This is a genomic window from Comamonas sp. lk (genome assembly GCF_900564145.1).
GTDB lineage: Bacteria > Pseudomonadota > Gammaproteobacteria > Burkholderiales > Burkholderiaceae_C > Comamonas.
This window is the reverse complement of sequence record NZ_UOOB01000001.1, coordinates 233234-250620: the sequence shown is the minus strand read 5'-3', so window position 1 is coordinate 250620 and position 17387 is coordinate 233234. Positions and strand designations below refer to the sequence as shown.

The window sequence follows — 17387 nt, the reverse complement described above, 5'->3', positions numbered from 1 at the left end:
CATGAAAACGCAGGCTGAGGCCGGCAAGCCTCTTGTCTCATGCCCGCAAGCCGATCTTCCCTGAACCGGCCTGCTGTGCAAGTGCTTATCGCACGGGCTGACGCTGCAAGGTAAAAGGCGGCAAGCCGTTGATCAGCTGCTGGCCATAGCTGGTGCCGGTCAGCCGCTTGTCGTAGCAGTAGACATGGGCACGATCTTCCTCGGTACGGATGGCGCGGCCCACCCATTGGGCCAGGCGAATGGCGGTGGCAGGCACCACCAGTTCGTTGAAGGGATTGCGGCCGCTGCTGCGCAGCCACTCGGCTCGCGCTTCACCCACCGGGTCGTCGGGCGGGGCAAAAGGCAGCTTGGTGATGAACAGGGATTCGCACAAAGCACCGGGCAGATCCAGGCCCTCACCAAACGACTGCATGCCAAAGATGATGGAAGGCTCGCCCAGTTCCACGGCATCGCGGTGGCGAGCCAGCAACGTGGGGCGGGGCAGGGCGGTCTGTACCAGCACCTGGTTGCGCATATGGGTCGATAGTGCCTCCACCGCCTGGCGCATTTGCTCACGTGAGGTGAACAGGACCAGCGCGCCGGCCTGTACGCGGCTCAGATCGGTCAGCAGGGCCTCCACCATCTCCTCGGTAAAGCGGGCCGCTTCACGCGGGTCTGAGACCGTTTCCCGGGCCACGAGCGTGCCTTGGCGGGCATAGTCAAAGGGGCTGGGCACTTCCAGCGTGGTGACGGCCGCGTCGTTCGCAAGGCCGGCCTCGCGCAAAAAGAAATCGAAATGCCCGCAACTGGTCAGCGTGGCCGATGTGAGCACCGCACCGCGCACCTGGGACCAGAGATGCTGGCGCAGGGTGGAGCCGGGCTGTATCGGGCTGGCATGGGCCTTGACGACGATGTATTCGCCATCCGTCTCCAGCGTGAACCACTTGGCATTGGGCACAGGCTTGCTGTCTGCCTCGTCCTGCGATTGCTGCAGCAGCAACTGGGTGGTGTTGAAGATGGCTTCCAGGCGAGGCGCCAGGGCGCCGACCTGGGCGTAAATGGTGGATAGTCGACGTGCTTCCTCGGGCTTGTCCTTGATCTCTGCCCGCAAGGCCTTGGAGACGGCGCGCAGCGCATCCAGAAAGCCGTCGGCATGGTGGGCAATCTGGCTCAAAGGCTCCAGCAGCGGCTCTGGCAGCAGGCCGCGGTTGGCTCGTACCCTGGCAGGGCCATAGCTGTCCTTTTGCGATTTGAGGGCCTCTCCGTACTGCTCCATCACCAGCCTGGCCATCTCCTGCATCTGCTGGCGCAGCCCGCTGGCATGCTTGGGCACATCGGCCAGCTCTTCCACCTCGGCCACGGCATTGACCCGCAGGGCGCGGCTGGCCAGCTTGTCTATCCAGCCCAGGCGCGACAAGTCCATCTCGCCGGCAAACTGGTCCAGAGCCGTGGCAGGCAGATGGTGGGCTTCATCGAGCACCAGCAGGCAGTTGTCCAGCTCCGGCAGCAGCTTGGAGCCTAGCGATGAAAGCAGCAAATCATGGTTGGCCACAATGACTTGAGCGGCCACCAGATCCTTGCGTCGCTCGTAATAGACGCAATTGCTGAAGGCCGGGCAATGCTTGCCGGTGCAAGAGGCTGATTCGGCTGCAACAGGGCTCCAGGCCTCGGCTTCGGGCGGCGTTTCCAGCGCGTCCCTGTCTCCATTCCAGGCTTCGGTTGCCAGCGCATCGGCCATGGATTTGTAGAACTGCATGCGCGCCTGCAACTCGTGCTGCGGACGACTGGCGCGGGCCTGAGCCTCCTCTTCGCCAAACAGGTCGTCGGCTTCGTCATGGGTTTCGCCGGTACTGGCCAGGCGCTCCAGCTTGAGCTTGCAGACAAAGCGGCCGCGCCCCTTGGCCAGGGCGAATTTGAAAGGCTGTTCCAGCTTCTCGGCCAAGGCTGGCAAATCCTTGTTCACCAGCTGTTCCTGCAATGCCACCGTGGCTGTGGAAATCAACACCCGCGTACCGCGTGACAAAGCCATGCTGATGGCCGGAATGCTGTAGGCCAGCGATTTGCCCACACCGGTGCCGGCTTGGACGACGGCAATGGCTTTTTTGGGCTCGGGCCCATCTTCATCCACTTTTCCCAGCTGGGCCTGGCTCAGGGTCTGTGCGATCTGGGCGGCCATTTTTCGCTGCCCCTCACGATTTCGGAAACCTGGCATGGCTCCGACCACGGCATCAAAGGAATTCAAGGCCTCTTGAGCCCACTTTTTTTCATGCATTTCAGCGTTATCTGGAACGCAAAGACACTTGTCTTGGCGTTTTATAAGTATTCGTACAGTGATATGTATTAAATAATATTGTTTTTCTTATGCAATACAGCATACAAAACAGCGATCCTGTATGCCTTACTGAGGGCGATACATCTGATGCCTGCTTCGCTTCGGACTCTGCATCGCCGATGTTTGTCCACCTCTTGTTTCTTGGTTATCCATTCTAGTTGTGGATTCCAGATGCGGTAGTTGTCAAGAAAATTATCCACAGGATGGAGTGCTTGTATGTCTGTTCTTATCTTGTAGATATCTCTGTTGATTTCTTTGTTGAAAGTATTGTTAAATTTTTATGAACAAAAAGATTTTTATAAAACAGAGTTGGCTGTGAATTGTCTGTGTTGACTTCAGTTTTCCAGTGCTGTGGGTAAGCTTGTTCCAGAGAAATCACTCTGCTGCACTGCACTATCACATGTCATTTATCCACAGATTTTTTATCTTTGTTTGCTGCGCGGTTGCAGCTGAAAGTTGTGCACGCTTTCCTCGTTGAGGGTCGTTTGTATGAGCCTAGCGGTAAGAAAGTGCCTAACTGCGTTCTACGAAGCCCACTCTATCGAGATGTCCACCGAATGGATAACTTTGAAAAATCAAAATTGATAGCTTTATTCAAATGTATTTATTGAACAAAAGTCATTTTTTATGGTTTTTCTATAGGCATGAGCTTTTGGAGCGTAGTGGACTCTGAATGCTGCAAAAAATACTCTTGTACGAAAAAATACAGAGAATTCTCTGAGCCCCGAAGATTGATGCACTAAAGTGCACCCACTTTTCTGTGACTTGCTTAAAAACAAGGCATTCCACCGGATTTGATGGAAAAGCAGCCTAGCTGTACGAATGCACAGTGGCTGCGGCATGCGAGAGGCTTGATGGGCAAAGCGCTTACCAAACGGTAATCAAGGCGTCACCCACACATGAGTGCCGGTTTTTTAGGATTTCTGCCATCACGGAGTGGTGAGCGCCTAGCCATGCAGCGCTTCACTTTCAAGTCAGAACAAAGGGTCAAGAGATGAAGAAAAGCCTTGCAGCATTTGCACGAGCTGCGCATATGCCGGAGCGCGCTCAGTTCAGATTGGCAATCGGTGTGGCGGCCATGGCGGTTGCCGCTCTGCTTGCAGCTTGTGATTCATCGAATGCCAAGGAAGACTCGCCCAAGCCTGCAGCCGCCCTGCCCAAGGGCGTGCTGCAAGTCAGGCCCGAGTCCATGAAGATGCTGGAGATTGCCGTGGTGGCCGATCCCACCGGAGCGCAAACGGCCTGGGCTCCGGCACATGTGGCTTTTGCGGAAGATCGCGTGGCCTCGGTTTCCGTTCCCGTGACGGCACGTGTGGTCAGCGTCAATGCGCACGTGGGAGATATGGTCAAGGCCGGCGATGTGCTGGCCACCCTGGTCAGCCCTGATGCGCTGCGCACACGCTATGAAGTGGCCGCAGCCAAGACCGCGCACGATGTGGCGGTGGTCGAATCCCAGCGCCAGCAAAACATGGTCGACAAAGGGGTGGGTGTGGAAGTGGATCTGCGTGCTGCGCAGGCCAAGCTGCGCGAGACATCACAAGAGCTTTCTCGCGCGCAGGGTACAGCTGCATTGCTGGGCTCCGGTGGTGCTGATCGCATTGATCTGCGTGCTCCTCGTGCTGGCATTGTCGCGGAGCGAAAAGCCATCGTAGGCTCCTCGGTAGAGCCCGGTTCCGCGCTGTTCATGGTGGGCGATCCTCAGTCCATGAACGTGGTGGCCGAAGTGTTTGAAACAGACCTGCCCGGCATTCGCCTGGGCAGTTCGGTGACGGTGGAAATACCACAGTTGCCCAAGCCGATCAAAGGAACCGTGCGCCACCTGGGGGCCACGCTGGACAAGGAATCCCGCCGTGCCGCCGTGGTGGTGGAGCTGAGCGAGCAGAACTCCGCATTGCGCCCCGGCATGCAGGCCCGTGTGGGCGTGCAACTGTCCAATCAGCATGAGATGCTGATTCCCGTCTCGGCGGTGCTGATCAAGGACGAAAGCCGCAGCGTGGTGTTTGTGCAGCTCGACGGCAACCGATTCGAGGCCCGAACGGTCAACCTGGGTCGTCCATTTCGGGGCATGGTGCCTGTGATCTCCGGCCTCAAGGTGGGCGAGAAAATTGTGGTGCGTGGCGGTCTGCTGCTGGATGGCGCTGCGGCGCAGTTGCTGTAATCGCGGCAGGAGTTTTCACACATGCTGCGTTCATTCATTTCGTTTGTCGTTCATCGACGCCTGCTGGCTGTTTGTGCCACCCTGGCCATTGCCATTTATGGCGTGTACTCCTATCTGCAAACCGCCATCGAGGCCTACCCCGATGTGACCAATGTGCAGGTCGGCGTGATTGCCCAGGCGCCGGGTCTGGCCCCGGAGGAAGTCGAGCGCCAGATCACCCAGCCGCTGGAGCGCGAACTCAACGGCACGCCGGGACTGGTTTCGCTGCGTTCGGAGAGTTACTTTGGTCTGGCCATGGTCAACTTGGTCTTCAACGACGAGGCCAATAGCTTCAACGCCCGTGCCGAAGTTTCTCAGCGGCTGCCGCAAGCCAATCTGCCGGACGGTGTGACGCCTGAAATGGCGCCCGATTACACGCCGCTGGGCAAGATCTTCTACTACCGTTTGCAAAGCGACAAGCACACGCTGGCGCAGTTGCGTACCGAGCAGGAATGGCATGTGGTGCGGGTCTTGAAGCAGGTGCAGGGCGTGGCCGATGTGGTGAGCATTGGCGGCTTCGTCAAGGAATTCCATGTGGAAGTGGACCCCGACAAGCTCTACAGCCTGGGCCTGTCTCTGGATGATGTGAGCAATGCCTTGTCCAAGTCCAACCGCAACGTCGGTGGCGGACTCATGCGCCGCGGCGAGCAGTCGCTGATCATTCGCGGCATTGGCTTGCTGCGCACGCCGCAGGAAATTCAGGAAGTCGTGGTGGCCATGCGTGGCAGCGCGCCCGTCACGATTGGCGACGTGGCCCGTGTCTCGCAGTCGCATACACCGCGCCAGGGCTCGGTGGGCATGGATGACCAGAACGATGTGGTGCAAGGCATTGTGCTGCTCAAGCGCGGTGCCAATCCCTCGCTGGTGCTGGACGATATCCACGCCAAGGTGGAAGAGCTCAACCAGGGTGGCTTGCCCGACGGCATGCAGATGGTGACCAACTATGACCGTTCGGATCTGGTGGGCCATACCCTCAAGACGGTGCAGCACAATCTGCTGTTTGGTGCCACGCTGATCGTGGCGCTGCTGTGGCTGTTTCTGCGCAGTCTGCGCGGCTCGCTGATTGTGGCCACCGTCATTCCGCTGTCCTTGCTGGTGGCCTTCATCGGCCTGCACTGGCTGGGCATGCCGGCGAACCTGATCTCTATGGGCGCGATTGACTTCGGCATCATGGTCGATGGCGCTGTGGTGCTGGCCGAGAACATCATCCGCAATGCTCGCCATCGCAGGCCGCAGACTGCCAACGACATGCGCCACATCATCGTGGATTCGGCAGTCGCCGTGGCCAAGCCCACGCTGTTTGCCATGGCGATCGTGATTGCCGCGCTGATTCCGGTTTTCTCGCTGCAAAGCATCGAAGGCCGCATCTTCCGTCCCTTGGCCATGACCTATAGCTTCGCGCTGTTGGGCGCGCTGGTATTTGCTATGGGTCTGGTGCCCGCTTTGTGCGCGCTGTTTCTCAAGCCGCAGCATGTGATCGTGGATGAGCCCAAGGTGTTCGACCGCATGCAGCATGGCTACCAGCATTGGATAGGCAAGGTGCTGTCTGCGGCCAGCCGCCGCTCCATGGTGTTGATCACCTTTGTCAGCGTGCTGGTGGTGGCCGGTGTTTCGGCCAAATGGCTGGGTACCGAATTCCTGCCGGAGCTCGATGAAGGCGATGCCTATGTGCTGGTGCAGATGCCGGCCTCCATCTCTCTGGAAAAAGGCCAGGAAGTGCTGCGCGAAGTGCGCATGCGGCTCAAAGTCTTTCCCGAAGTGATCACGGTCACCACGGAGCAGGGGCGACCCGAATCGGGCACCGATAACGAAACCCTGAATCTTGCCAAGGCCCTGGTGCGACTCAAGCCCCATGGCGAATGGCGCAAAGGGCTGAACAAGCCGGCTTTGATCGAGGAAATGCGGGCGACTCTGGGTGAAATTCCCGGTGTGGCATTCAACTTCGCCCAGCCGATTCGCGATAGCGTGGAAGAGTCCACTTCCGGTGCGCGTGGTCAGGTGGTTTTGAAGCTGTTCGGCCCCGACATTCCTACGCTGCGCTCCATACTCAAGCAGACGGTATCTCTGGTCAAACCCATTGAAGGTGTGGTGGACCTGGATCTGTACCGTGATGCGCCCGCGCCTCAGGTGCATGTGGAGTTTGATCGCCAGGCTCTGGCACGCCAGGGCATTGCCATGGAGACGGCGCAAAAGACGCTGGAAGTGGCCCTGGCCGGCAATGTAGCCACCACGCTGTGGGAGGGCGAGTTCCCCGTGCCGGTGCGTGTGCGTCTGCCTTATGTGGACCGCATGGATGAAGAGCGCATTCGCAACATCGCCATTCCTTTGCCCGATGGCGGCTCCGTGCCCCTGCATTCGGTAGGTGCGGTCAGCATCAAGATCGGCAACTCCTCCATTTTCCGTGAAGGCAATGCGCGCTACATGGCGCTCAAATTCAACGTGGAAGGGCGCGATATAGGCTCGGTGGTCAAGGACACGCTGGCCACCTTCAAGGAGCATGTAAAGCTGCCTGACGGCTACCAGGCCATCTGGGGTGGCGAGTGGGAAAACCAGCAACGGGCGGCTTCGCGCCTGAAGATCGTGGTGCCCCTGTCTCTGCTCATTGTTTATGCCCTACTGTTCGGTGCGCTGGGGCAGGCGCGTAGCGCCGGCATCATCTTGCTGTGCGCGCCTTTCACCATGGTGGGCGGTATTGCGGCCTTGCATCTGGCGCATATCGAGCTGTCCATCAGCGCGGCGATTGGCTTTATTGCGCTGCTGGGCCAGGTGGCTCTGGCGGGGCTGCTGGTGATTTCTTCCGTGGAGGAATTTCGCCGCCAGGGCATGCCCATGATGCAGGCCTTGGTCGAGGGCACGGCAGAGCGCATGCGCTCCATCATCTTGGTGGCTTTGCTGGCGCTGCTGGGCCTGCTGCCCATGGCCTTGTCCACGGGCGTTGGCAGCGAGACACAGCGCCCATTTGCCTCGGTGATTGTCGGCGGCATGGTGATTTTGCCTCTGGTGGCGCTGGTGCTGCTGCCGGTGCTGTATGCCCTGCTGGGTCCCAAGAACATGATGACGCAGGAAGAACGCGATGAAAGCGCACAAAATGAATAAATGGCTGACCATGGGACTGGTGGCTGCGTCATTCTCCGGCGCGGTCTGGAGCCAGGCTCAGCCCTCTGCATTGTCGGCATTGCCTGCAGCAAGCGGTGTGGCGGCTCCGGCACAGGCCGTCAGTCTGGAAGAATATCTGCGCCTGGTGGTGCAAAACCAGCGTGGCCTGGCTGCAGACCGCCTGCAGCTTGATCTGGCCAAGGCCGACAGTCGCACGGCATCGGCTTTCCCCAACCCCTCCGTGCACTACAGCAACAAGCGTGGCGAGCGTGAATGGGGTGTGGAGCAGCCCTTGCCCATTTTTGGCCAGCGCGGCATGCGCATCGAAAACGCGCGCAAGGGCGAGGTGACGGCCGCCGCCAATGTCGATCTGGCTGCTGCCGGCAGCATGAACGATGCCGCCCATGTGTTCAACGAGCTGCTGGTGGCCCAGCAGCGGTTGGCGGTATGGCAGCATGCGCAGGAAGAGCTGAACAAAGCGGCCTTCATCGTCACAGGGCAGATTGAAGCCGGAACGCGCAGCCGCTATGACGGGGCGCGTCTGAGCCTGCAGCAAGCCCAGATGTCCATGCAGGTAAGCAAGGCACAGGCGGCGCTGCGAGACTCTGCATCGCGCGTGGCTGCGCTGGCCGATCTGCCCCAGTGGCAGGCCCGCGTGGTGGGCAGTCTGAAGGCCGATGCCACCCATGCGCCAGCCGCGTATGGCAGCTTGTGGGATCAGGCGCAGACGCGTTTGCCCATGGTGCGCGCGGCGCAGGCGGCGCTGGATCAGGCCAGACAGAAAATCCGGCTGGAAGAGCGCGAGGCCTTGCCCACGCCCACAGTCGGTGTGGCCCGCATACGCAACAGCCTCGATGGCAGCTTCAATCAAGTCGGCATCCAGGTGGAAATTCCGCTGTTTGATCGCAAAAAAGGCGTCATAGACCGCGCCAAGGTGGAGGCGGATCAGGCGGAGCTGCGGCGCGATGCCGCCTTGCTGGCTGCGCAGTCCGAGCTGCAGCGTGCGCTGGAGCAGCTGCGTATCCGTCGCAGCGCGGTGCTGGACTATGAAAAAGTGGGACTGGCCCAGATTTCGCCCCTGCACCAGATGGCGCAGGACGGCTACAAGCTGGGCAAGGGCACCATTCTGGAGCTGGTGGATGCCCTGGCATCGATTACCGAGCACCGCCTGGAGCACCTGGAGTTGGTCAAGGACATGCTGGACGCTGAGTGGGAAGTGCGTGTGGCCAGCGGCGATCTGCCGCAAGTGCGGCCTTGATTGGCCAGAGGGGAGGTTTGCGTGGAACTGCCAGAACCTGCCGATCCACCCGCATCCTCCATCACATTTACTTGCGCTGCGGATGCGGCTGCATCCCCGTATAGTGTCTGTTTGCAACCGGCAACCGACAGACATCGCATGTACCGCTACCTCATCATCGAAGACGATGCGCTCAATGCGCGGTACATCGCTGAAGGCTTGCGCCAGCAAGGCGCTTACGTGAACGTTTGCGGCGACGGGGTGCAAGGCATTGCCCAGGCCGTGGGCGAGAGTTGGGACGTGATCATTCTCGATCGCATGCTGCCCAATGGCTTTGACGGCCTGCAGATTCTGCAGACGCTGCGCTCCATGGGAAAACAGACGCCTGTCCTGGTGCTCAGTGCACTGTCTGCTACCGATGAGAGAGTGCGAGGGCTGAAGGCCGGCTGTGATGACTACCTGACCAAGCCGTTTGCGTTTTCCGAGCTTTCGGCACGGCTGGAAGCTCTGGTGCGCCGCGCGCAAATTCCGGCACCTACGCGCGAGATGCGGGTGGCCGACCTGCGCATCAATTTGCTCAGCCGAAGTGCGGAGCGCGCAGGCCAGCCCCTGATGCTGCAGCCACGCGAATTCAGGCTGCTGGCATTTCTCATGCAGCATGCCCACCAGATCGTCACGCGAACCATGTTGCTGGAATCGGTGTGGGACTATCGCTTTGATCCGCAAACCAATGTGATCGACGTGCACATCAGCCGTCTGCGCAGCAAGGTGGACAAAGGTTTTGAACCGGCACTCATTCACACCATTCGTGGCGTGGGTTACAGCCTTTCGGACAAGCCCCACGAACTGCCCGAGGTGGTTTGATGCGCCTCGTCAAACCGTGGAGCTCCCTGGCCTTCAGGTTGGCGCTCAGCTATGGCGCGCTCATGGTGCTGACCATGGCGATTGTGCTGTCGGTTTTTTATGTGCAGACGGTGGGCGTGGTGCGCATCAAGTTCGACAAACAGGCCGAGAACCATCTGCGTCGCCTGACCGAGCATCTGGCCAAATATGGCCAGGATGCGCTGGAGACTGAAGTTCGCCAGACCCTGCTCGATGGCGTGAACACCGACACGGAAATCTTGATTCTGATGGACCCTGAGGGCACGCCCATCATGGCCAATGCGCAGGTGTTTCCGCCACGTCGCCTGACCGCCATGGGGGTGCGCGAGCTGACCGTCAAGCGCAACGGGCGCCTGATCGTCGGCCGGGTGGCTGTCTCCGAACTTTCCAATGGCAATCTGCTGGCCGTGGGCAGTGATATGCAGGTGCAGCGCAATCTGGAGGAGCTGTTCGGCCAGGCCAGCCTGATGGCCGCGATTGCGGCCTGCATCATGGCCGTCATCGGTGCGCTGATCTTCAGGCGCGTGGTGGAAGAGCGAGCCGCCGACATTCGCAGCACCATGTCGCGTGTCGCTGCCGGTGATTTGAGGCAGCGCATTCCGGTGACGGGCAACGATGACGAGTTCACCTTGCTCAACCGCGACATCAACACCATGCTGGATCGGCTGGAGCAGCTGATGGAGGGCATACGTCACGTCTCCAACACGATTGCGCACAACCTCAGAACGCCGCTGACCCGCATTCTGTTGCGTTTGAGAAATGCGCAGCAGGCGGGCCAGGTCGATCAGTCTGCGGTGCTGGAAAAAGTGGCCGAAGAAGTGGCGGAACTGGGCATTGTGTTTGAGAAACTGCTGCAGATCGCCGAGGTGGAAAGTGGTGCCAGTCGTCAGAACTTTGCGCCCATGGATATCAAGGCCCTGCTGGTGGATGTGGTGGATTTCTACGAGCCTCTGGTCGAGGATGCGGGAGGGGTGTTGCATCTCGATGTGCATGGCGAACCCATGGCCTTGGGCGATGCCGATCTGATCGCCAGTGCCGTGGCCAACTTGGTGGATAACGCCATCAAATACGGCTCGGCTCCGGGCAGCGAGCATGGTGCCGATTTGCGCTTGCACGCCGGTGTGGCGGCCGAGCATGGCAGCGAAGGCGGTGCGCCGGGCGTGGAGATCACCGTGCAGGACCAGGGCCCTGGTGTGGACGAAAAAACACTGGAGAAAATGACTACCCGCTTCTTCCGTGCCGACTCCGAAAGAGAGGGCTATGGGCTGGGTCTGGCCAGCGTGCTGGCCATCGTGCAGCTGCACGGGGGCAAGCTCAGTTTTCACAACCGTCAACCCGGATTGCAGGCGCGCATCTGGTTGCCCGCCATGGCGCGGACCTGAAAGCCTCTGAGGCTTTTACTGCTCAGGAAAGCGCCCTGTTCCCGTAGGCGCAGAAGCCGGGCTTGGGGCCTTTCTTGGGGTGCAGGCGGCAGGTTTCCGGCCGCTTGTCATACACCGTGCATCGGCGGGTCTTCTTGTCGAGAAAATTGCAATCTCCGCCGGCGCGGCGCGCCATGGTGAAGATATTGTGCTTGGGGTTGTAGTGGTCTATCAGCTTGGCTTTTAGCAGGCGCTTGGCGATCAGCTTGGGCTCCACGTTTTCCACTTCAAACGGGTCCACCAGCTCGAGGCGCACCAGATCCGGCAGCTGAACTTCCAGCGGCATGGTGCAGCAATTGGCGGCGCAGCTGTCGCACATGCCGGCTTTGTATTTGCTCCAGGTTTCGAGCCGATCCACGTCGACGATACGGATGGAGGATTTCATGGTGTTTGCGCTGCAAGGGGCGAAGAAAGAGGGCGCACTATACGGCCCGCACCGCGCTTGGATGGTAGAGCCCGCAAACGCCCCTGATGTCTTGTCAGGTCTATCGGCGGGCCTCAGTCCGGGCCGCTCAGCAACTCCTCATGCCAGTCAAAATATCCAGTCAAATAACGGTTTTGCGCTTATTCTCAAAGCGCAAGCAGCTATTGATTCAAGAGTATCCCGCCATGAATTCCTCCTCTTCAAGTGTCCAGACCCGGGCCACAGCCATAGGCTTGCTGGCGGTGCTGTGCTGGAGTTGTACCGTGGGGCTGATGCGTGCCATTGCCGAACCCCTGGGGGCCGTAGGCGGCGCAGCCTGTCTTTATTCGATGGCCGCCGTGTGTATCGCGCTGACGCGTGGTATTCAAGGGCCTAGGCAATGGCGTTCCATGCATCCCGTGTATTTCTGGGGCTGCGGCGCTTTGTTCGTGGTGTACGAAATCTGTCTGTCGGTGGCCGTGGGCCTGGCAGACGACCGATCCCAGGCCATGGAGATAGGACTGATCAACTATCTTTGGCCCAGTCTGACCATTGTGCTGGCCGTGTTGTGCAAGCAGCAAAGCGCGCGCTGGTGGCTATGGCCCGGCGTGGCCCTATGCCTGTGGGGCTTGGCGCGCGTGCTGGCTGGAGACGCCTTCAGTGCGCGCTCCATGTGGTCTCATGTGCAGGGCAATCCCGTGGCTTATGGCATGGCGTTTGCGGCGGCGTTGCTATGGCCTGCCTACAGCCTGCTGGCGCGACGTTTTGGCGGCGGCTTCAACGCGGTGGGCTTGTTTGTTTTGTGGACGGCACTGGCGCTCTGGATCAAGTGGCTGATGCTCGATGTCGACAAGACCATGGACTGGTCTGTGATCACGGGCGTGCAGGTCTTTCTGGTCGGGGCTCTGACGGCGCTGGGCTATAGCTGCTGGGAGCATGGAATCCAGCACGGCAAGCTGGCCATCATGGCCGCCGCCTCGTATTTCACGCCCGTGCTCTCGGCCCTCATGGCTAGTGCGCTGCTGCAGGTGCTGCCGGGCTGGAGTTTCTGGCAGGGCGTGGCCCTGGTGACGCTGGGCTCGCTGATCTGCTGGATGGCAACCCGACGCATGGGCTAGCCCGCCCGGCTTCACTCTTCTTCAAAACCTTTGCCGCGCAGCACCTTGCTGGCAATTTCGGCGCTAAAGCCGCGAGAGGCCAGAAAGCGCATCTGCTTCATATGCTCTTGCGGCGTTTGCGGCTGGCTGCCAAAGCGCTGCAGCCAGAGCGCATGGGCGCGCTGCAGCTCGGTATCGCGCAGCTGCTCGGCGGCGCTGCGCAGGGTGTCGTCATCGAGCCCCTTGGTTCTGAGCTCCTGCACCAGGCGCGCCGAGCCATAGCGGCGCGCCTTGCTGTGGATCACAGACTCCACCACCCGCTGCACGCTGATGAAGCCGCGCTTTTCCAGCTCATCCAGAATGGCGTTCAGGTCATCGCCTTCCTCCACATACCCGATCAGCTTGCGCTGCAATTCCAGCCGTGAGTGTTCGCGTTGCGACAGCAACTTGAGTGCGCGACCCTTGAGCGAGAGCTTGGCAAAGCCCATGTCAGCAGTTCTCCAGAAACAAAAAGGCGCAGGACGAACCTGCGCAAAGATGGCAACCTGTAGGGCGGCAAGACCCAGATTTCAAAACTGGCGCGCTCCGTTTCAGAGGCGCCATTGCCGTGCGCAGCGCGTTTTATTCCGCGATCACGCCGTCTTTGTCGACCTTGCCCTTGCCGTTCTTGGCGGGCTTGGCTTCGGGCACATCGCTGTTGCCTGCGCCGGGCAGCAGAGCAATGCCCAGGCTGTCGCGCACCTTGTTTTCGATTTCGAAAGCCAGGGCGGGGTTTTCACGCAGGAATTCACGTGAGTTGTCGCGGCCCTGGCCGATTTTTTCGCCGTTGTAGGCATACCAGGCACCGGATTTTTCGAGGATCTTGGCGGTCACGCCCATGTCCAGAATTTCACCTTCGCGGCTGATGCCTTCGCCAAACAGGATGTCGAACTCGGCGGTCTTGAATGGAGGCGAAACCTTGTTCTTGACAACCTTGACCTTGGTTTCGTTGCCGATGGCTTCGTCGCCTTTTTTGATGGTGCCGGTGCGGCGGATATCCAGGCGCACCGAGGCGTAGAACTTCAGCGCATTGCCGCCGGTGGTGGTTTCGGGCGAACCGAACATCACGCCGATCTTCATGCGGATCTGGTTGATGAAGATGACCATGCAGTTGGTCTTCTTGATGGTGGCGGTCAGCTTGCGCAGGGCCTGGCTCATCAGACGCGCTTGCAGGCCGGGCAGGGCATCGCCCATTTCGCCTTCGATTTCGGCCTTGGGGGTCAGGGCGGCCACCGAGTCGATGACGATCAGATCCACGGCGCCGGAGCGCACCAGGCTGTCCACCACTTCCAGTGCCTGCTCGCCGGTGTCGGGCTGGCTGATCAGCAGCTCATTGAGGTTCACCCCCAGCTTCTGAGCATAGCCGGTGTCCAGTGCGTGTTCGGCGTCGATGAAGGCGCAGGTGCCGGCCAGCTTTTGCATCTCGGCAATCACCTGCAGCGTCAGCGTGGTCTTGCCCGAGGACTCGGGGCCGTAGATTTCGATCACGCGGCCGCGGGGCAGGCCGCCTACGCCCAGAGCAATGTCCAGACCCAGAGAGCCGGTGGAAACCACCTGGATGTCCTGGATGGCTTCGCCTTCGCCCAGCTTCATGATGGTGCCCTTGCCGAACTGCTTTTCGATCTGGGCGAGTGCGGCTGCCAGTGCTTTGGCTTTTTCGCTGTTGGCGTCTGCGGACTTGGCTGTGGCGTTCATATCTAGCTCCTGGGTCGGTGGTGCGGCGGTCTGGGGTCAGCTCTGTATTGGCTTCAGAACTGGATGCTTGAACAGTAGTTTATGGGCTTGTACTTGCCATGTGTTGAAATATTTAGTCAGTTTGCCTTACTATTAATCAATGACCGAAATCGCCCCCGTGACCCCTGCCGACGATGCCTGGCGGCAAACCCATCTGGGTCGCTTGCTGGGCCATGCCATGCGCCGGTTCGATGCGCGCGTGCTGCAGCTCATGGCGCGCGATCTGGAGGTGCCGCTGGCGCTGTCCAATCTGGCGGCGCGCGACAAGGTGGGCGCTGCCCATATCCACATCACAAGGCATTTGTCGCTGGCCGGAGACCGGCTTACCGATCTGGCCGAGAAGGCCGGCATGAGCAAACAGGCCATGGCCGACCTGGTGGCCCAGTGCGAGGCCTGGGGTCTGGTGACGCGCGAAATCGACGCGCGCGATGCGCGCGCAAAGCGGGTGCGCTTCACGCAAAGCGGGCTGGCATGGCTCAAAGCCTTTCACGATGCCGTCGCGCAGGCACAGGCCGAATTTAGGGAGGCCGTGGGCGAGGATGTGGCCACGGTGGTGGCTCTGGGTCTGGAAGCCTATGCCGAAGGCTATTGAAGCGCTGCCGTTGAGTCTGCAGACGGCGGGCCGCTCTCTACAATGGCAGCAAAGGCGCCGCAGATTTGCAGACTGCCTGCCCTGCGGCAGCCATACATAACCAGGAGACAACCCCATGCGCATACTGATTGCTGAAGACGACCAGGTGCTGGCCGATGGCTTGCTGCGCACGCTGCGCAGCTCGGGTGCCGTGGTCAGCCATGTGGCCAGCGGCAGCGAGGCCGATGCCGCCTTGCTCACCAACAGCGAGTTTGATTTGCTGATTCTGGATCTGGGTCTGCCCAAGATGCATGGGCTGGAGGTGCTCAAGCGCCTGCGCGGCCGCGGCGATGCGCTGCCGGTGCTGATTCTCACGGCGGCCGATTCGATCGAAGAGCGCGTGCAAGGCCTGGACTACGGCGCCGACGACTACATGGCCAAGCCGTTTGCTCTGTCCGAGCTGGAAGCGCGCGTGCGGGCGCTGACGCGTCGCGGCATGGGCGGCGCCAGCTCCACCATCAAGCATGGGCCGCTGGTATACGACCAGGCCGGCCGTGTGGCCACGATTGACGGCAAGATGATTGAGCTGTCGGCCCGCGAACTCGGTCTGCTGGAAGTGCTGCTGCAGCGCGCCGGTCGCCTGGTCAGCAAGGACCAGCTGGTGGACCGCCTGTGCGAGTGGGGCGAGGAGGTGAGCAACAACGCCATCGAGGTCTATATCCACCGCTTGCGCAAGAAGATCGAGAAGGGGCCGATTCGCATCGCCACCGTGCGCGGCCTGGGCTATTGCCTTGAAAAAATATCTTCCCCCTGAGCGGCTGCGCCGCTTCCCCCAGGGGACGGCAGCCTTTGCTGCGGGGCGGCCCTTGCTGGCTGCCTCTGACCTTACGTAGCGCTTGTCCATGAAGATCTTTCAGCGTGAGCAGCGATCCCTGTTTGGCGAAATCCTGGACTGGATGCTCACGCCATTGCTGCTGCTGTGGCCCATCAGCCTGGCGCTGACCTGGCTGGTGGCCCAGGGCCTGGCCAACAAGCCTTTCGATCGGGCGCTGGAGTACAACGCCCAGGCCCTGGCTCAGCTGGTCATCGTGCAGCGCGGCAAGGTGCAGTTCAATCTGCCGCAGTCGGCCACCGAGATTCTGCGTGCCGATGATTCCGATACGGTGTTTTTCCAGGTGCTGGGTGCCAAGGGCGAGCATCTGGCCGGTGAGCGCGATTTGCCCAGACCGCCGGAAACGGAAGAGGCACCGGCCACCGGCACGGTGCTGCTTCGCGACGAGGAGTACAAGGGCATTGATTTGCGCGTGGCCTATATCTGGGTGCGCATGCCGCTGCCCGGGGAGCAGCACGCTCTGGTGCAGGTGGCCGAGACCCGCGAAAAGCGCAGCGTGCTGGCCACGGAAATCATCAAGGGCGTGATGCTGCCGCAGTTCGTCAGCCTGCCGCTGGCGGCGCTGCTGGTGTGGCTGGCGCTGGCGCGCGGCATCAAGCCGCTGCACCGGCTGGAAGAGCGCATACGGGCCCGCAAGCCCGAGGATCTCTCGCCCATCAACCACAAGGATGTGCCGCTGGAGGTGGTGCCGCTGGTCGATTCCGTCAACGATTTGCTGGAGCGACTCGACGACTCCATCGCTACCCAGAAACGTTTTTTGGCCGATGCCGCCCATCAGCTCAAGACGCCGCTGGCAGGGCTGCGCATGCAGGCCGATCTGGCCCAGCGCGAAGGCACAAGCCCTGAGGAAATCAAGCGCTCGCTGATGCAGATCGGCCGCTCCAGCATTCGTGCCACGCACACCGTCAACCAGCTGCTGGCGCTGGCGCGGGCGGAAAGCGCCGTGCCCGCCATGCAGCCCTGCAATCTGGTGGAGCTGGCCGCCGAAGTGGTGCTGGACTGCCTGCCGCGCGCCATGGACAAGCACCTAGACCTGGGCTATGAAGGCGCAGAGGCTGGCACGCCAGGCGTCTGGCTCAACGGCAATCCCACGCTGCTGATGGAGCTGATACGCAATCTGGTGGACAACGCCATCAACTACACACCCTCCAGCAGCAGCGCACCCGGCGTGGTCACCGTGCGCGTGCTGGCAGACCACTTTGCCCGGGTGCTGCTGCTGCAGGTCGAGGATTCTGGTCCCGGCGTGCCGCAAACCGAGCGCGAACTGGTCTTTCAGCCTTTTTACCGCGTGCTGGGTACCGAGGCCGACGGCTCGGGCCTGGGTCTGCCCATCGTCCAGGAGATTGCGCGCCAACATGGTGCACAAGTGCTGCTGGAAGACGCCAATCCGGGGCAAAACCCCTGCGGCGCCCGGTTTACGGTGCGATTTATTGCGCAGCGCATATCGGAAACTGCGTACTAGGCAAATACTTGCTTACCCTAAAATGAATTTTTATAGGACTTGCCC

13 protein-coding genes are annotated in these 17387 nt (G+C 60.7%); 9 read left to right on the top strand and 4 right to left on the bottom strand.

Annotated features, from left to right (window positions below):
* Window positions 1–85 precede the first annotated feature (85 nt).
* Window positions 86–2251, bottom strand: coding sequence for an ATP-dependent DNA helicase DinG (gene dinG, locus EAO39_RS01105; protein WP_120965435.1), 2166 nt, complete (start codon window positions 2249–2251; stop codon window positions 86–88).
* A 1093-nt stretch (window positions 2252–3344) separates the two neighbouring features.
* Between dinG and EAO39_RS01100 the strand changes: the two genes are divergently transcribed.
* From EAO39_RS01100 to EAO39_RS01080, 5 genes are all read left to right on the top strand, one after another.
* Window positions 3345–4469, top strand: coding sequence for an efflux RND transporter periplasmic adaptor subunit (locus EAO39_RS01100; protein ID WP_240466870.1), 1125 nt, complete (start codon window positions 3345–3347; stop codon window positions 4467–4469).
* A 21-nt stretch (window positions 4470–4490) separates the two neighbouring features.
* The gene (locus tag EAO39_RS01095; RefSeq protein WP_120965431.1) at window positions 4491–7604 is read left to right on the top strand and encodes a CusA/CzcA family heavy metal efflux RND transporter; all 3114 of its coding nucleotides are present in this window, start codon (window positions 4491–4493) and stop codon (window positions 7602–7604) included.
* A complete protein-coding gene (locus tag EAO39_RS01090) occupies window positions 7582–8862 on the top strand; it encodes a TolC family protein (RefSeq protein ID WP_120965429.1) in 1281 nt (426 codons plus the stop codon). Before EAO39_RS01095 ends, EAO39_RS01090 begins: the two co-directional genes overlap by 23 nt.
* Before the next feature lie 138 nt (window positions 8863–9000).
* Window positions 9001–9705 carry a response regulator transcription factor gene (locus tag EAO39_RS01085; RefSeq protein ID WP_120965427.1) on the top strand — a complete coding sequence of 235 codons (705 nt, stop codon included), beginning with the start codon at window positions 9001–9003 and terminating at the stop codon, window positions 9703–9705.
* A complete protein-coding gene (locus EAO39_RS01080) occupies window positions 9705–11105 on the top strand; it encodes a HAMP domain-containing sensor histidine kinase (protein WP_120965425.1) in 1401 nt (466 codons plus the stop codon). The genes EAO39_RS01085 and EAO39_RS01080 overlap by 1 nt, the downstream gene beginning before the upstream one ends.
* Window positions 11106–11127: 22 nt before the next feature.
* Here the strand turns inward: EAO39_RS01080 and EAO39_RS01075 are convergent, their stop codons facing one another.
* Complete coding sequence (locus EAO39_RS01075; protein ID WP_120965423.1) at window positions 11128–11529, bottom strand: YkgJ family cysteine cluster protein; 402 nt, start codon at window positions 11527–11529, stop codon at window positions 11128–11130.
* Window positions 11530–11753: 224 nt separating this feature from the next.
* Between EAO39_RS01075 and yddG the strand changes: the two genes are divergently transcribed.
* Window positions 11754–12665: an aromatic amino acid DMT transporter YddG gene (gene yddG / locus EAO39_RS01070; RefSeq protein ID WP_120965421.1), complete on the top strand. Its 912-nt coding sequence runs from the start codon at window positions 11754–11756 to the stop codon at window positions 12663–12665.
* Window positions 12666–12676: 11 nt separating this feature from the next.
* On the opposite strand, the gene recX is transcribed toward yddG, so the two are convergent.
* The gene (gene recX / locus EAO39_RS01065) at window positions 12677–13132 is read right to left on the bottom strand and encodes a recombination regulator RecX (protein ID WP_120965419.1); all 456 of its coding nucleotides are present in this window, start codon (window positions 13130–13132) and stop codon (window positions 12677–12679) included.
* 133 nt (window positions 13133–13265) lie between these two features.
* Window positions 13266–14378 carry a recombinase RecA gene (gene recA / locus EAO39_RS01060; protein ID WP_120965417.1) on the bottom strand — a complete coding sequence of 371 codons (1113 nt, stop codon included), beginning with the start codon at window positions 14376–14378 and terminating at the stop codon, window positions 13266–13268.
* Between the two features lie 139 nt (window positions 14379–14517).
* Here recA and EAO39_RS01055 point away from each other — a divergent pair, with 139 nt between their 5' ends.
* The 3 genes from EAO39_RS01055 to EAO39_RS01045 all read left to right on the top strand — a co-directional run bounded on the left by EAO39_RS01055 (window position 14518) and on the right by EAO39_RS01045 (window position 17342).
* A complete protein-coding gene (locus tag EAO39_RS01055) occupies window positions 14518–15009 on the top strand; it encodes a MarR family transcriptional regulator (RefSeq protein ID WP_120965415.1) in 492 nt (163 codons plus the stop codon).
* Window positions 15010–15124: 115 nt separating this feature from the next.
* The gene (locus EAO39_RS01050) at window positions 15125–15802 is read left to right on the top strand and encodes a response regulator transcription factor (RefSeq protein WP_120965413.1); all 678 of its coding nucleotides are present in this window, start codon (window positions 15125–15127) and stop codon (window positions 15800–15802) included.
* An 88-nt stretch (window positions 15803–15890) separates the two neighbouring features.
* Window positions 15891–17342: a sensor histidine kinase gene (locus EAO39_RS01045; RefSeq protein WP_120965410.1), complete on the top strand. Its 1452-nt coding sequence runs from the start codon at window positions 15891–15893 to the stop codon at window positions 17340–17342.
* Window positions 17343–17387: the final 45 nt, after the last annotated feature.

Excerpts from the sequence above, each read along its gene's own strand:
- recA (WP_120965417.1), bottom strand. The coding sequence starts at position 14,378 with ATGAACGCCACAGCCAAGTCCGCAGACGCCAACAGCGAAAAAGCCAAA.
- EAO39_RS01085 (WP_120965427.1), top strand. The coding sequence starts at position 9,001 with ATGTACCGCTACCTCATCATCGAAGACGATGCGCTCAATGCGCGGTAC.
- EAO39_RS01075 (WP_120965423.1), bottom strand. The coding sequence starts at position 11,529 with ATGAAATCCTCCATCCGTATCGTCGACGTGGATCGGCTCGAAACCTGG.
- EAO39_RS01095 (WP_120965431.1), top strand. The coding sequence starts at position 4,491 with ATGCTGCGTTCATTCATTTCGTTTGTCGTTCATCGACGCCTGCTGGCT.
- yddG (WP_120965421.1), top strand. The coding sequence starts at position 11,754 with ATGAATTCCTCCTCTTCAAGTGTCCAGACCCGGGCCACAGCCATAGGC.
- EAO39_RS01050 (WP_120965413.1), top strand. The coding sequence starts at position 15,125 with ATGCGCATACTGATTGCTGAAGACGACCAGGTGCTGGCCGATGGCTTG.
- EAO39_RS01080 (WP_120965425.1), top strand. The coding sequence starts at position 9,705 with ATGCGCCTCGTCAAACCGTGGAGCTCCCTGGCCTTCAGGTTGGCGCTC.
- recX (WP_120965419.1), bottom strand. The coding sequence starts at position 13,132 with ATGGGCTTTGCCAAGCTCTCGCTCAAGGGTCGCGCACTCAAGTTGCTG.
- EAO39_RS01055 (WP_120965415.1), top strand. The coding sequence starts at position 14,518 with ATGACCGAAATCGCCCCCGTGACCCCTGCCGACGATGCCTGGCGGCAA.
- EAO39_RS01090 (WP_120965429.1), top strand. The coding sequence starts at position 7,582 with ATGAAAGCGCACAAAATGAATAAATGGCTGACCATGGGACTGGTGGCT.
- dinG (WP_120965435.1), bottom strand. The coding sequence starts at position 2,251 with ATGCATGAAAAAAAGTGGGCTCAAGAGGCCTTGAATTCCTTTGATGCC.
- EAO39_RS01100 (WP_240466870.1), top strand. The coding sequence starts at position 3,345 with ATGCCGGAGCGCGCTCAGTTCAGATTGGCAATCGGTGTGGCGGCCATG.
- EAO39_RS01045 (WP_120965410.1), top strand. The coding sequence starts at position 15,891 with ATGAAGATCTTTCAGCGTGAGCAGCGATCCCTGTTTGGCGAAATCCTG.